The organism is Mangrovimonas aestuarii, from assembly GCF_028767185.1.
Lineage (GTDB): Bacteria > Bacteroidota > Bacteroidia > Flavobacteriales > Flavobacteriaceae > Mangrovimonas_B > Mangrovimonas_B aestuarii.
The window spans coordinates 138,761-153,392 of the sequence record NZ_JARACK010000004.1 but is presented as its reverse complement, the minus strand read 5'-3'; the positions used below and the strand labels follow the sequence as shown (position 1 = coordinate 153,392).

The following is a 14,632-nucleotide window of genomic DNA, read 5'->3' as shown; positions in this document are numbered from 1 at the left end:
AAATATGATGTTTCCTATGAAAAAACGCCCATTGATATTAGTTACAAACGATGACGGCATTACAGCTCCAGGATTACGAAATCTAATTGACGTGATGAATGAGATTGGAGATGTTGTAGTTGTTGCTCCTGATAGTCCTCAAAGTGCTATGGGGCATGCCATAACCATCAACTCAACGTTATATGTTGAACAAGTAACCATAAATAATGGCCCTCAAAAAGAATACAGTTGTTCTGGTACTCCTGCAGATTGTGTAAAACTGGCTGTAAAAGAAATCTTAAACCGAAAACCCGATTTATGTGTTTCGGGTATAAACCACGGATCAAATTCATCAATCAATGTCATATACTCAGGAACCATGAGTGCCGCTTTGGAAGCTGGCATTGAAGGCATACCTGCCATAGGTTTTTCCCTATTGGATTACAACTGGCATGCCAATTTTGAAACATCAAGAGATATTGTTAAAACCATAACTTTGAACGCCCTTAAACATGGCATTCCCAAAGAAGTGGTTTTAAATGTAAACATCCCTAACTGTAAAGCAGAAAACCTGAAAGGCATAAAAGTATGCCGACAAGCCAAAGCAAATTGGCAAGAGGAGTTCGACAAACGCAAAAACCCTCAAGGCAGGGACTATTATTGGCTAACGGGAAAGTTTGTCAATTTGGACAAAGGAGAGGACACAGACGAATGGGCATTAGAACACAATTATGTCTCTATAGTTCCTGTTCATTTTGATTTTACGGCACATCATGCCATGCAACATATTAACACTTGGAATTTAAATGATTAAGAAAGAGGTAGCCATTGGAATATTCGTTGGGCTTATTGCTAACATTTTAGGACTGATTTTAGCAGCACTAATCCTTGGATCAGGCGAAAGTATAGATGTAACATTACAGCAGGCCAAGGCCGAAGGTTTTTTGACTAAACTGATAAGCTTAGGCGCTATACTCAACCTAATCGCCTTTTTTATCTTTATAAGAAAACGACAGGACTATCGAGCACGAGGTGTTTTATTGGCTACAGTTATGGTTGCCGTGTTCACCTTTATATATAAGTTTTTCTAAAGTCTTATATGAAATATTACATTATAGCAGGAGAAGCATCGGGCGATCTACACGGGTCAAACCTCATGAAAGCATTACAACAAGAAGATGTTAATGCTGAATTCCGTTTTTGGGGAGGGGATTTAATGCAATCAGTAGGCGGCACTTTAGTAAAACATTACAGGGATTTGGCCTTTATGGGATTTGCAGAGGTCTTGATGAACATCAGAACCATTGCCGGAAACCTAAATTTCTGTAAAAAAGATATTGAGGAATACAATCCAGACGTCATTATTTTTATTGACTACCCTGGCTTTAACCTTCGCATTGCAAAATGGGCCAAGGAGAAAGGAATTCCCACCCACTATTACATTTCACCACAAATTTGGGCTTGGAAAGAAGGACGCATCAATGCCATTAAACGCGATGTTGACCAGATGTATGTTATCCTACCATTTGAGAAGGACTTTTACGAAAGTAAACACAACTACCCCGTTCACTTTGTTGGCCATCCATTGATAGATGCCATTTCTAATAGAACTCAAATTGACGAATACGAATTCAGAGCTCAACACGAGCTTAGTGAAAAACCTATTATCGCTATTCTTCCAGGGAGTCGAAAACAAGAAATAAAAAAAATGCTCTCAGTCATGCTAAGTGTCGTTGACCACTACCCAGATTACCAGTTTGTCATCGCAGGAGCACCAAGTCAAGAATACAATTTCTACCAACAGTTTATCACAAACCCTAACATGCATTTTGTTACCAACAGAACTTACGACCTGTTAAGTGTATCTGTTGCGGCATTGGTAACGTCAGGAACAGCTACACTAGAGACTGCTTTGTTTAAAGTTCCAGAAGTGGTTTGCTATAAAGGAAGTTGGTTGTCCTACCAAATAGGCAAACGATTGGTTAAACACATAAAATACATTTCCTTAGTCAACTTAATTATGGACAAGGAAGTTGTTAAGGAACTCATCCAAAATGATTTTACCACAAAACAATTAAGAAAAGAACTCGATAAAATTCTCGAACCCCAAGAGCGTTACAAATTATTTTTAGCCTACTATGAATTGGAAAAAAAGCTAGGAGGAAAAGGCGCCAGTGAAAATACCGCTAAACTAATTTTCAAATCTATAACCTAACCTAAACACATGAAGCGAATTCTACCCCTCATCCTACTTATTGCAATTGGCCTTTCTAGCTGTAGTTCATCAAAACACCAAACAACGTCAAGGGCAGAGCACAGTAAAAACAAAAAATCAAGCTCAAATAATATTTCCCAAAAAGTAGTTACCAATGCCAAAGCCTATGAAGGTGTTAAATACAAAACGGGAGGAACAACAAAAAAAGGGATGGACTGTTCTGGATTAGTTTACACTTCTTTTTTAGAAGCAAACATTAGTCTTCCAAGAGTTTCAAGGGATATGGCCACAAGAGGCTCTAAAATCAGCATAACTGACGTCCGAGAGGGTGATTTACTTTTTTTTAAAACCAGCAAAAAGAAACGCGGCAGCATTAACCATGTTGGACTAGTTGTTACTTCTAGAACAGGTCGCGTGGAGTTTATCCACTCCACAACAAGTAAAGGTGTTATAATTTCCTCTTTAGCTGAACAATATTGGCATTACGCTTTTGTTGAAGCACGCAGAGTTTTGTAAAATTTCATTAACTTAAAGGGGTGAAATCCCTCAACACCCCCATAATATTTCTCACTACCGGAACTATTGGTGGTATTTTAACAGCCCATTACCTTAGTATCGATATTAAGGTAATCATTAGCTGCTGTATTCTTTTTTTGGGACTTAGCGCTTTACTACTTCACATTTTTAGACAACGATTTAAGCCCCAGCCATATTTTAGCATTACAATGCTGATCACAGCCTTTACCATTGGCATATTAAGCTATCAACTTCACTCTCCCAAACTAAAAAACTCTCATTATACCCACCATAACATTGAAAACCAAGAGGGTTACATTCAATTAAGAGTTAGAAAAATATTAAAGAGCAGTTCGTACTACAACAAATATGTTGTCGACATTCTAAAACTAAATAACACTGTAGTATCAGGAAATGCTCTTCTCAACTTCAAAAAAGATTCTTTATACAAAATTATAAGAGTTGATGATCTATTTATCACCAAAGCAAAACTACATGAGATACGCCCCCCACTAAACCCTGGTCAGTTTAATTATAAAGCGTATTTAGAACGACAGTATCTCTACCACCAAATCTATTCAAACAGGAATGAATTAATTCCCTTAAAAAATCAATCAAATACTTTGCTGGGTTATGCCGACAAATTAAGATCTCATATTAATGAAAGTCTGGACAATTATAACTTTTCAACAGATGAAGGGTCTGTAATTAATGCGCTGTTACTTGGGCAACGGCAAGATTTAAATGATGACATTTACAAAAGCTATGTTAACGCTGGAGCTGTTCATATACTAGCCATATCAGGACTACATATAGGGATTGTCACCATGTTGCTACTATTTATATTTAAACCTTTAGAACACTTAAAAAATGGGAAAACAATCAAGTCGATTGTAGTTATTATTTTAATTTGGGTATTTGCTGTAATAACCGGCCTGTCTGCATCGGTATGTCGTGCCACTACAATGTTTACTTTGGTGACTATTGGAATGGGACTGAAGCACCCAACAAACATTTTCAATACGCTAGTACTTTCTGCCTTTATAATCTTATTGGCTCATCCCATGATTTTATTTGATGTAGGTTTTCAACTGAGCTATTGCGCTGTGTTCTCCATAGTGGGTTTCCATAAGCTTTTTAGTAATCTATATTCATCAGCCCATTTTTTAATCAGAAAACTTTTGGACATACTCTCCGTTAGTATTTCCGCTCAACTAGGAGTGCTGCCCTTGAGTTTATTCTATTTTCATAAAGTAGCAGGTTTGTTCTGGTTATCTAATTTGATAATTATCCCTTTTATCACTTTCATTTTGGGATTTGGAATACTGGTACTCACCCTTGCCTCACTCAACTTGTTACCTCAATTTATGGCTGACATTTTAGGGTTCTTCATTGACACCATGAATAAGTCCGTAGCATGGATTGCTAGTCATAACACCTTTGTAATTTCAGAGATTTCAATAAACCTGTTTCAGGTTTTCATTGGGTATTTAATACTTCTCAGCATTTATAATCTAATTAAAAAGAAACGCTCAAGCAGTGTTTTGGTTTTATTATCAGTACTTCTGATTTTTCAAACGAGTTTAATCGCTTCTGAGTATAACACTTCCAACAACAAGCTAATTATTTTCCATAGATCCAAACAAACATTAATAGGGATTCAGCAAGGACATAAATTAAATATTGCATATAACACCAGACTGGAAACAACCTGTATTAACACAACACTAAACAACTATAAAACATCAGAAAAAATTAAAGAGGAGGAATCTGAACCTATGAAAAACATTTATACTATTAATGGAAAAACACTTATGGTTATAGATAGCCTTGGAGCCTATCAAGTAAAGCAATTTCATCCTGACTATATTCTGCTTAGCTACTCCCCAAAAATCAATTTAAACCGTCTTATTGAAGCACTAAAGCCAAAAGTGATTATTGCAGATGGGAGCAATTATACAAACTATGTAAGTCGTTGGCACAATACTTGTAAAAAGCAAAAACTCCCTTTCCACCATACTGGAAAAAAGGGAGCTTTCATCATTGAATAGACCTAAAAGGCCTAATAACAATTAACACTAATTTGTAAACTCGTTTTTAAACGACTTGTAATATTCATTAAATTCCTCTTGGGATGTCATACCCTTATGATCATTGTTCTTGAACATTTTAAGATATAACTCCAATTGTTGTGGAGTTTTATAACCTCTTAAGGGCACTAACAAAGTCCCTTCTTCATCTAGAAAGACAATCGTTGGGTAAGCCGTTATTTGGAAATAACGAGCCAACTGATGGGCCGAATTTCTCGTTCTGGCTCTCGCTGGGTCATATTCAGGGTTTGTATAAGTATTCCCTTTAAAAGTAACTGTATCATCTCCCTCGGCATTAAACTTCACGGCATAGTAGTTATTATTTACATACTCTACTACATCTTTATTATGAAACGTGTTTTTGTCCAACATTTTACATGGCCCACACCAACTGGTGTACATATCTATCATAATCTTTCTAGGCTCTTTTTCCTGTAATTCCATGGCCTTGTCAAGAGACACCCAATTAATCTCCTGGGCAACACTAAACTGGACAAAACAAAACAAGAAAAAAACACTCAACAACTGTTTCATACATCTTTTAATTTAGAAGGGCATAAAACAAAATAACGCGTTCTGCTTCAATTTGTTTTATGCCCTTAAAAGTTACAAAAGTTTTCCTAAAAACTATTTTACTCCGTGCATTAATTTTTTTAACACTGGATTAAGTGCTAACACTATTAAACCAGCAATAACAGGCACAATAGTAAAAATAAGGAAAAACGTAGATAGGTTATATTCTTTTGTAATATTCTCAATTTGTCCACCAATTACAGCAGCCAATTTATTACCAATAGCAATAGCCAAATACCACATACCAAACATTAACGCAATCATTCTGGCCGGCACTAACTTACTAACGTATGATAATCCTACTGGAGATAAACAAAGTTCCCCTAGGGTATGGAACAAATAAGCTAAAATAAGCCATACCATACTCACTTTCATACCATCTTGAATACCATGCGAACCAAAGGCCAATAACCCAAAACCTACAGCCATAATAATTAATCCAAGAGCATACTTAGTTGCGGCACTTGGATTATACTTACTCTCCCACCATTTAGAGAAGAAAGAAGCAAATACAATAATAAAAAACGAGTTTAGTATACTGAACCACGAAACCGTGATTTCAACTTCGTTACTCTTTATTTCGGAAACCTTTGCTTTTACCACTCCATTATCACGATTTAAAGATTGACCATATTCCCTAGCCTTCTCTAATCTATTTGGTGTAAGATATCCGAAGGATGTCTTATCGTTATCTGTATTGGTTATATTTATTTCCTGCCCTACTTCAAAGTTCTTAGGTTCTGCTATACGAGCGGTGCGTTCCACTATTGTTTCAATACCAGTTAGCTCCATGTTTTCTGTTACAGGAAAATAGTCAAAAAGAGCATTTCCGGCTTCATCTACCATAGGATTACCCTGTTCGTCTAAACTCGGGGTTTGAACTGCACTATAAGTAACATTATATGCCTTAGTAATAAAATCTCGGTTTAACATCCAACCAACAATTCCCCACATAAAAGCAAAACATACCACTAATACTATATTAGAACCAGGAATTTTGTTGTAAGTCTTTTTCCATAACAGGTACAATACCCATGAAATTATTGCCAATGGAATTACAGTAAGTAATGCATTAACAATATTATAGGTTATCGCAGCATTACCACTTAATAAACGATCTACATTATCACGTGCAAAAAGAATCAAAGAAGAAGCTCCTTGCTCAAAACTCATCCAGAAGAATACTGTAAAGAAAGCAAATATGATAAAGGCAATCATCCTGTCTCGAATAACTTTGGTATAACGCGATATACGACTAATCACCAAAAACAGGAACAATACCAATCCGAAAATAACTGCTACATATTGACCGTCTAGATTCCCCATCTTCAACCATGCGAACATATCGATGTTTGCAATTTTAGACATCGGGTCGTTAATAGCATACCCTAAACCAATAATAGCACTTAATGCTATCAATATTTTATCTAAAGACGTAAACGGATTACGTTTCTCAGTATCTTCATCATCAGAACCAACTTCTTTTTGTTGTGTTGCTGCTATTTCATCTTTTTCCGGCACACCACCAATCTTTCCAAATAAAGGCTTAGACAACCAAAACTGAAGGGTTCCCAATAACATAAAAATACCTGCCAAACCGAATCCCCATGACCAACCAATACGTTCTGCCAAATAACCACATAACATCATACCAAAGAAGGCTCCTGCATTTACGCCCATATAGAAAATGGTATAAGCCCCATCCTTCTTTTCTGGATTCTCTTTATACATTTCAGAAATGATTGATGTGATATTAGGCTTAAAGAACCCTGTTCCTAGCACAAGTAACCCAAGTCCTAAATAAAGTGAAAACTCAGTTTCCAGGGCCATAGAAGCATGTCCAAGGGTCATAATAATTGCTCCTATAATTACGGCCCAACGGTAACCAGTTATTCTATCTGCAATAACCCCTCCAAGAATTGGGGTGATATAAAGAAGCATAGCATAAGTACCGAATAATGCACCTGCGTTTTCAGCCGTCCATTCCCATCCAGGATTGTAACCTATAACGGCCATGGTTAAAAAGTTCACCAATAACACACGCATTCCATAGAATGAAAAGCGCTCCCACATCTCGGTAAAAAACAATACAAACAACCCCCCAGGGTGCCCTAATACTTTATCTTTAAACAGGTTTTGAATATCCGTGTTCATACAAATTATTTAGTCAGTTATAATTTAGTCAGTAATATTTTATTGAAGTGATTATATCTTGTGCTCGTCTTCTTCAGCTCCGTGAGTTAATCTTTTCAAAGGCTTTAATATTAAAATAAACAAAGTTCCTATGACCACTGTAAATAGTAATATTCCAAGAAAAACTGTGTATTCACCAAAATCACTAGCCGATTCTCCAACGATTCCCGCAACTTTACTTCCAAGACCTGTAGCTGCAAAATAAACCCCCATCATTAACGAGGCATACTTTACTGGTGCTAACTTGGTTATAAATGAAAGTGCTACAGGAGATAAACAAAGCTCCCCTATAGTATGGAAGAAATAAGCTAGTACCAACCAAATCATACTTGAAGTACCTGATTTTTCAAATTCCATTGCAGCAAACACCATAAACAAAAAACCGAAGCCCATTATTATAATACCTAATGCCATCTTAAACAATGATGATGCTTCCTTACCTTTCAGCTTTCTTTTAGCCCAATAGCCTGCAACTATTGTGGCAAAAATGGTTATAAAACCTGCATTCAAACTCTGAAACATCACGGTAGGAATAGTCCATCCAAAAAGAACACGATCTGTTTTAGCATCTGTATAAAGATTCATTAATCCTCCCGCCTGCTCAAAGGCTCCCCAGAATATGATTACCATTATAAAAGACAGTAACAAAACCACAAATCTGTCTTTAAAAACCTGTGATTCAAGTTCTTTATAAATCATCATCAGTAAGGAAGTTATAACGGTCAAGAAAATGAATAGTAAACCATAGCCCCAACCTAGCTTTACCCAACCATACATAGAAACTACTAATAATACCAATGCTATAATAAGTTGTTTTTGAGAACTAAATAGTTTAGAAAACAACTTAGCATACGATATTTCATCTTCATGATTTTTTGCTTTGTTTAAATTACCAACATCCCCAAGGTACTTCTGCCCAAAAAGATAGTTAATAAGCCCGAAGACCATAACAATTCCAGCTAATCCAAAACCAGCGTGCCAGCCCCATTTTGCCACAACCAATCCAACGATTAATGTTGCTAAAAGAGAGCCTATATTAATACCTATATAGAAGATACTAAACCCTTTATCTCTTCTTATGTCTCCTTCTTTATACAAACCACCAACCATTGTGGAAATATTAGGCTTCAACAATCCTACACCTAGAATAACCAATCCTAATCCGGTATAAAAAGCCCATAAATCGGTCATTACCAAAACACCGTGACCAAGACATAAAACAATAGCTCCTAAAAGAACTGATTTTTTTTGCCCTAATAATTTATCTGCGATCATCCCTCCAGGAATGGACATTACGTATACTAACATAGTATACCATCCGTATAAAGCTAAAGCCTTTTCATCTGTCCATCCTAAACCAGCACCTCTTGGATCATCTCCTAATGCAGACGTTGTCATATAAAGCACTAAAAGTGCACGCATTCCATAATAAGAGAAGCGCTCCCACATTTCCGTTAGGAACAAAACATATAATCCTACTGGATGACCGAACAGCTCTTTTTGCTTCATCGGCATTGTTGTTGAATCTGCCATAAACTTTTAATAGTATTTAGTTAGTTTTGTTTTTATCCTTTAATCAATGACTGCTGCTCCACTTCTTCTTCGTTAGGATTCTGAATTTTATCCCCTAGCTTATCATCAATAAAGCTTGTCATTTTTCTGTAAAGGTGTAAGCGGGTATTACCTCCGTAAATACCGTGGTTTTTATCTGGATAAACAGCCCAATCGAAATCTTTGTTGGCCTGGATTAAAGCCTCTACCATTTGCATTGTATTCTGTACATGCACGTTATCGTCTGCAGAACCATGGATTAAAAGATAATCACCCTCGAGCATATCGGCATGCTTTAATGGAGAAGTCTTATTGTACCCTTCTGCATTTTCCTGAGGAGTCGTCATATAACGCTCCGTATAGACAGAATCGTAAAATCTCCAGTCGGTTACGGGTGCTACGGCAATCGCCATTTTAAACACATCGTGTCCTTTTAAAATAGCACTGGTACTCATAAAGCCTCCGAAGCTCCAACCCCAAATTCCTATTCTTGAAGCATCAATATAGTGACGTTCTCCCAATTGCTTAGCAGCAGCAATTTGGTCTTCTACTTCAAGTATCCCTAATTGTTTTTGGGTCGCTTTTTTAAATTTGGCCCCTTTAAATCCTGTTCCCCTACCATCTACACAAGCTATGATGTATCCTTTTTGCGCCAACATTTGGTACCAGTAATCATTAGCTCCATTCCAATGGTTGGCTACTTCTTGCGAACCAGGCCCTGAATATTGATACATTAAAAGAGGATATTGCTTAGAAGGATCGAAATCAGCTGGTTTCATCATCCACATATTTAGTTCATTACCGTTAACTGTAATTGTAGTAAAGTCTTTTTCCGAAGTTTTATAGTTTAACAGCTTATCAGCTACCTTATCATTATCCAAGATACTTTTGATTACATCACCAGTTTTTGCACTGTTTAAAGTATACTCAGTTGGCGTTGTTGCACTTGAAAACGTATTAATAAAATAAGTGAAGTCAGCACTAAAAGCAGCATCGTTAGTACCATCTCTTTTAGTTAATCGCTCCTTTTTTCTACCATTTAAGGCTATGGCATATACGTCACGGTTAATAGATCCGTTCTCTACCGATTGGTAATATACGCGATCATTTTTCTCGTCATAACCATAATATTCTGTTACTTCCCACTTTCCTTTTGTTACCTGATTAATTAAGTCTCCATCGCTGTCATAATGGTAAATGTGATTATAGCCATCCTTTTCGCTAGTCCAGATAAAGCTGTTATCCTTTAAAAAGGTTAAGTTGAAGGTTACATCAATGTAAGCGTTGTCCTTTTCAGCCAACACCAAATCAGTTTTATCTTTCTTAGTGTCAATAAACCATAAATCTAGTTCATTTTGATGTCTGTTCATGTACTGTGCACTCAATATATCAGCATCATTGGTCCACTTAATTCGAGGAATATAGAAGTCTTTATAAGATTTTGAAAGAGTCACTTCTGTACTTTTATCTTTTTTCAAATTGTAAACGTGAAGAGACACTACAGAATTAGCCTCACCAGCTTTTGGATACTTAAACACTTGCTGGTCTGGATAAAGCGTTTTTCCATAAACGTCCATTGAGAATTCAGGGACATTGGTTTCATCGAACTTAACGTAGGCTATTCTGTCGCTATTGGCATTCCATTCGAAAGCGCGCACAAAAGAAAACTCTTCTTCATAAACCCAGTCAGTGATTCCGTTTATAGTTCTATTTTTTTCACCATCAAAAGTTACCTGGGTAGTTTCTCCACTGATCAAATCCTTGATATATAAATTGTTTTCATATCCATAAGCCACTTTTGTTCCATCTGGAGAAAAAGTAGGCTCTTGAATCGGGTGATTGGCAACTTTAACAACAGAATTGTTTTCGGTATTATATAGAAAATAAGTCCCCAATGTTGAACGACGATAAATCGAACTCACATTGGTAGCCAACAAAACCTTGGCCTCATCTGCACTAAATATATAATCGGTAAAATACTTGATTTCTGCAATATCTGCAGAGTTTACAAGGGTCCTTACTTTTTTCAAGGTCTTATAGTCATAAATGTCTATGCTAGTAGAACCGCTTACTCGATTAAAATTCAAAACAGAATACTGTTTTCCATTGTCCATGGAGTGTAATGCATCCATTCGCTCAGTACGGAATGTTCCTCCCCAAATATCTTGTAATGTAATGGATTGATTTTGTGCGTAAGTGAAGGTTGAAAAAATGCAGAAAACCAATAAAAACTGTTGTATTATTCTCACGTATAAAGATTTAAAAATAAGTTAATACTTACCTTTTGGCAAAACGATGTCAAGTTTACTAAAAAATATGGACATAAGCCTAACTATTAACACAGAAATAAGCATAACTGTTAAGACTACCTTAAAAATAAATATAGGAATATTATCTTTGTAGTCAATAACAAAATAAGGTAATGAGCAAGACTATTTCGGGCTTTTCAAAACTATCCAAATCAAAAAAAATAGATTGGATTGTAGACACATATTTTTCACATAGCGAAGATGCAAAACAGGTACTCAAACAGTATTGGAATACCAACGAAAAATTACAGCAGCTACACGATGAGTTTATAGAGAACACCATCACCAATTACTATTTGCCTTTGGGTGTTGCTCCAAACTTCTTGATCAACGATACTCTTTACACTATCCCAATGGCTATCGAAGAAAGTTCGGTAGTAGCTGCAGCGAGTAAAGCGGCAAAGTTTTGGTTGGATCGTGGTGGATTTAAAACTGAAGTGATCTCCACTACCAAAATAGGTCAGGTGCATTTTAAATATAATGGTGATGCCAATAAACTGAAATCATTTTTCACACAAGTTAAGCCCAAGTTTTTCGAAGATGCCAAATCAATAACCACGAACATGGAAAAACGTGGTGGTGGTATTTTGGATATTGAATTACGCGATAAGACAGATGACATCCAGAATTACTACCAGCTCCATGCCACATTTGAGACTTTGGATGCCATGGGCGCCAACTTCATCAACTCATGTTTAGAACAATTTGCCAAAACGCTTAAAGATGAAGCTGCTTTTCATTCTGATTTTTCTGAAACTGAAAAGGACATTAATGTAGTGATGAGCATCCTTTCCAATTATGTTCCTGACTGTTTAGTTCGTGCCGAAGTAAGTTGTAAAGTAGAAGATCTGAACGAAGACCAAGGCATTTCCCCTGAAGAGTTTGCCAATAAATTTGTTCAAGCTGTTAAAATAGCAGAAGTAGAACCCTATCGCGCCGTGACCCATAACAAAGGAATCATGAACGGTATTGATGCGGTTGTACTAGCAACAGGTAATGACTTTAGAGCTGTAGAAGCTGGAGTTCATGCCTATGCTGCCAGAAACGGTCGCTACAGCAGTCTTACGCATGCCTCTGTTGAAAATGGTATTTTCAAGTTTTGGATAGAAATCCCTCTTGCATTGGGAACCGTAGGAGGGCTTACCAGTCTTCACCCACTGGTGAAATTAGCACTGGAAATGCTCCACAAACCAAGTGCCAAAGAATTAATGCAAATCGTTGCAGTAGCCGGATTAGCTCAAAACTTTGCAGCACTACGCTCACTAACGACCACAGGTATTCAGAAAGGGCACATGAAAATGCACTTGATGAATATTCTCAATCAGTTTGAAGCCAACGAAGATGAAAAAGAAAAGCTTGTTACCCACTTTAAAACCCACCCAGTAACGCATAGTGCAGTAGTAAAAGCTATTGATGAACTTCGCACTCAAAAATAAAGGCATGCAGAAGTTCTACAGTAACGGTAAACTTTTAATCAGCGGAGAATATGTAGTGCTTGATGGCGCTTTGTCATTGGCACTTCCCACATCGTTTGGGCAGACTATGGAAGTTACTTCAAATGACTCCGAATGTATTATCTGGAAAAGTTTAGACCACGAAGGCAATCCTTGGATAGAAGTAGAATTTCCATTTAAAACTATCCTTGAAAAAGATGACAAGCAACTAAAAAATGAAACAGACAGAAGGCTTGTTTCCATACTGCATACTATTTCCAAACTTAACTCTGAACTATTCAAAACTGGAAAAGGATCTGAAATAACAACTACTTTGGATTTTCCTAGAGACTGGGGGCTTGGGTCGTCGTCTACCCTAATTAACAATTTGGCTCAATGGGCAAATATAGACCCCTATAAATTATTGGCTTTGACTTTCGGTGGTAGCGGTTACGACATTGCTTGCGCCAGTCACAATAAGGGAATTACCTACCAATTAGACAAAACCCCCATTGTTAAAGAAGTAGGTTTTAACCCTGAATTTAAAGACAAGCTCTATTTTGTCCACCTTAACCAGAAACAAAATAGCAGGGAAGGAATAAGCCATTATAAAGAAGCAAAAGGAAAGATTGACAACTTTATTAAAGTAATCAACACCATTACTTTGGACATGCTATCATGCAAAACTTTACCTGAGTTTCAAATGCTAATGGAAGAACACGAGAACATTATTGGCAGCATTACCAAACAAACACCAGTTAAAGAAAGTCTTTTCCCTGACTTTAACGGCAGTATTAAAAGTCTTGGGGCTTGGGGTGGCGATTTTATCTTAGCAGCATCTGAAAGCAATCCAAAAGCATACTTTGAAGCAAAAGGCTTCCACACAGTTTTACCTTTTAAGGAAATGATTCTGAAATAGAAAACAAGTGCCCAATTTACTTATCAGTGTTGTCCACCTCTGCTACATTTAAATCACCTGTTACAGGTTTAATGTTAAACAGGAAATCCTGAAACTTTTCCATATTCCCATTTACCTCATATGTTTTTGCTTTAGAAAAGAGCCCTGTAGCACCTCCTACCAACGCTCCTCCAGCAGCCCCTGCTAATAAGCCAATCCCAGCACCTTCCAGAGAACTGTTCCCTTTACCTAGTGTTTCATCAGCTTGGGCGGCCCCAAAAACACCAAACCCAATACCCCCCATAGCTGCCCCTATTAAAGCACTGTGCCCTGGAGAGCGTCTGGTTTTAATCATATCTATTTTAGATATAGGAATCTTTATTAATTCCTTTTTGTATTCTAAAGCAACTATAGTATCGTGAACGGACACTAAATAGCCTTTAGCAATTTTATTTCCATCCAAATCGTACATGCGCAAAAACACATCGTCTTTGCTTGTTTCTTGAGCAAAGAGAGAGGTACAAAAGAAAAGGGCAATTAAAGTAAAAAGTTTCATAATTCGTGTATTTTAGGTTATGTGGTTAACTCATTCGGCTATTAATTGACAATAGAAAACCATTAAGGAGGCATAAATACACTGTTGCTCTAGAGCTATTGCAACAGACTGATAAAGAAGCAGAAAATTGCTTTCTTTAAATGTACGTTTTTTAGAAATATATTCCTACGCAGTTAATCGAATATTATAGATTATCAAGGAATTACAAATAAATATTAAATCAAAAAAAATGTAAGCTAATAATTCAATAACCACATACACACAAAAAAAGAAAGCCCCTTTCTTTCGAATGGGGCTTTCTTTTCAATTTATTTACTCT

At 36.7% G+C, this 14,632-nt stretch carries 12 protein-coding genes; 7 read left to right on the top strand and 5 right to left on the bottom strand.

Translation table 11 applies throughout. The features are described from left to right. Positions 1-16 precede the first annotated feature (16 nt). From surE to PWU04_RS06800, 5 genes are read left to right on the top strand one after another with little or no spacing between them, the layout of a single operon-like run. A complete protein-coding gene (surE, locus tag PWU04_RS06820) occupies positions 17-793 on the top strand; it encodes a 5'/3'-nucleotidase SurE (RefSeq protein ID WP_274475207.1) in 777 nt (258 codons plus the stop codon). Further along, positions 786-1,070: a hypothetical protein gene (locus PWU04_RS06815; RefSeq protein WP_274475205.1), complete on the top strand. Its 285-nt coding sequence runs from the start codon at positions 786-788 to the stop codon at positions 1,068-1,070. The genes surE and PWU04_RS06815 overlap by 8 nt, the downstream gene beginning before the upstream one ends. A gap of 8 nt (positions 1,071-1,078) precedes the next feature. After that, positions 1,079-2,194: a lipid-A-disaccharide synthase gene (lpxB, locus tag PWU04_RS06810; protein ID WP_274475204.1), complete on the top strand. Its 1,116-nt coding sequence runs from the start codon at positions 1,079-1,081 to the stop codon at positions 2,192-2,194. Between the two features lie 9 nt (positions 2,195-2,203). After that, entirely contained in the window at positions 2,204-2,710 is a 507-nt protein-coding gene (locus PWU04_RS06805; protein ID WP_274475203.1) for a C40 family peptidase, read from the top strand. A 20-nt stretch (positions 2,711-2,730) separates the two neighbouring features. Beyond that, a complete protein-coding gene (locus tag PWU04_RS06800; RefSeq protein ID WP_274475202.1) occupies positions 2,731-4,761 on the top strand; it encodes a ComEC/Rec2 family competence protein in 2,031 nt (676 codons plus the stop codon). 27 nt (positions 4,762-4,788) lie between these two features. Here PWU04_RS06800 and PWU04_RS06795 read toward each other — a convergent pair whose 3' ends face one another. The 4 genes from PWU04_RS06795 to PWU04_RS06780 form a co-directional block, all read right to left on the bottom strand. After that, positions 4,789-5,334: a thioredoxin family protein gene (locus tag PWU04_RS06795; RefSeq protein WP_274475201.1), complete on the bottom strand. Its 546-nt coding sequence runs from the start codon at positions 5,332-5,334 to the stop codon at positions 4,789-4,791. 93 nt (positions 5,335-5,427) lie between these two features. Beyond that, a complete protein-coding gene (locus tag PWU04_RS06790; protein WP_274475200.1) occupies positions 5,428-7,527 on the bottom strand; it encodes a peptide MFS transporter in 2,100 nt (699 codons plus the stop codon). Positions 7,528-7,578: 51 nt separating this feature from the next. Continuing rightward, positions 7,579-9,099: a peptide MFS transporter gene (locus PWU04_RS06785; protein WP_274475199.1), complete on the bottom strand. Its 1,521-nt coding sequence runs from the start codon at positions 9,097-9,099 to the stop codon at positions 7,579-7,581. Positions 9,100-9,131: 32 nt separating this feature from the next. Further along, on the bottom strand, positions 9,132-11,366 hold the full coding sequence (locus tag PWU04_RS06780; RefSeq protein ID WP_274475197.1) for a S9 family peptidase: 2,235 nt from the start codon (positions 11,364-11,366) through the stop codon (positions 9,132-9,134). Positions 11,367-11,539: 173 nt separating this feature from the next. Here PWU04_RS06780 and PWU04_RS06775 point away from each other — a divergent pair, with 173 nt between their 5' ends. Both PWU04_RS06775 and PWU04_RS06770 read left to right on the top strand, forming a co-directional pair. After that, positions 11,540-12,862: a hydroxymethylglutaryl-CoA reductase, degradative gene (locus PWU04_RS06775; RefSeq protein WP_274475196.1), complete on the top strand. Its 1,323-nt coding sequence runs from the start codon at positions 11,540-11,542 to the stop codon at positions 12,860-12,862. A 4-nt stretch (positions 12,863-12,866) separates the two neighbouring features. After that, positions 12,867-13,778, top strand: a complete 912-nt coding sequence (locus PWU04_RS06770; protein ID WP_274475195.1) for a GYDIA family GHMP kinase — start codon at positions 12,867-12,869, stop codon at positions 13,776-13,778. A gap of 16 nt (positions 13,779-13,794) precedes the next feature. Here the strand turns inward: PWU04_RS06770 and PWU04_RS06765 are convergent, their stop codons facing one another. Beyond that, positions 13,795-14,313, bottom strand: coding sequence for a hypothetical protein (locus PWU04_RS06765; protein WP_274475194.1), 519 nt, complete (start codon positions 14,311-14,313; stop codon positions 13,795-13,797). Positions 14,314-14,632: the final 319 nt, after the last annotated feature.

Coding starts and splice junctions, on each gene's coding strand:
- surE (WP_274475207.1), top strand. CDS start 17: ATGAAAAAACGCCCATTGATATTAGTTACAAACGATGACGGCATTACA.
- PWU04_RS06815 (WP_274475205.1), top strand. CDS start 786: ATGATTAAGAAAGAGGTAGCCATTGGAATATTCGTTGGGCTTATTGCT.
- lpxB (WP_274475204.1), top strand. CDS start 1,079: ATGAAATATTACATTATAGCAGGAGAAGCATCGGGCGATCTACACGGG.
- PWU04_RS06805 (WP_274475203.1), top strand. CDS start 2,204: ATGAAGCGAATTCTACCCCTCATCCTACTTATTGCAATTGGCCTTTCT.
- PWU04_RS06795 (WP_274475201.1), bottom strand. CDS start 5,334: ATGAAACAGTTGTTGAGTGTTTTTTTCTTGTTTTGTTTTGTCCAGTTT.
- PWU04_RS06790 (WP_274475200.1), bottom strand. CDS start 7,527: ATGAACACGGATATTCAAAACCTGTTTAAAGATAAAGTATTAGGGCAC.
- PWU04_RS06785 (WP_274475199.1), bottom strand. CDS start 9,099: ATGGCAGATTCAACAACAATGCCGATGAAGCAAAAAGAGCTGTTCGGT.
- PWU04_RS06775 (WP_274475196.1), top strand. CDS start 11,540: ATGAGCAAGACTATTTCGGGCTTTTCAAAACTATCCAAATCAAAAAAA.
- PWU04_RS06770 (WP_274475195.1), top strand. CDS start 12,867: ATGCAGAAGTTCTACAGTAACGGTAAACTTTTAATCAGCGGAGAATAT.
- PWU04_RS06765 (WP_274475194.1), bottom strand. CDS start 14,313: ATGAAACTTTTTACTTTAATTGCCCTTTTCTTTTGTACCTCTCTCTTT.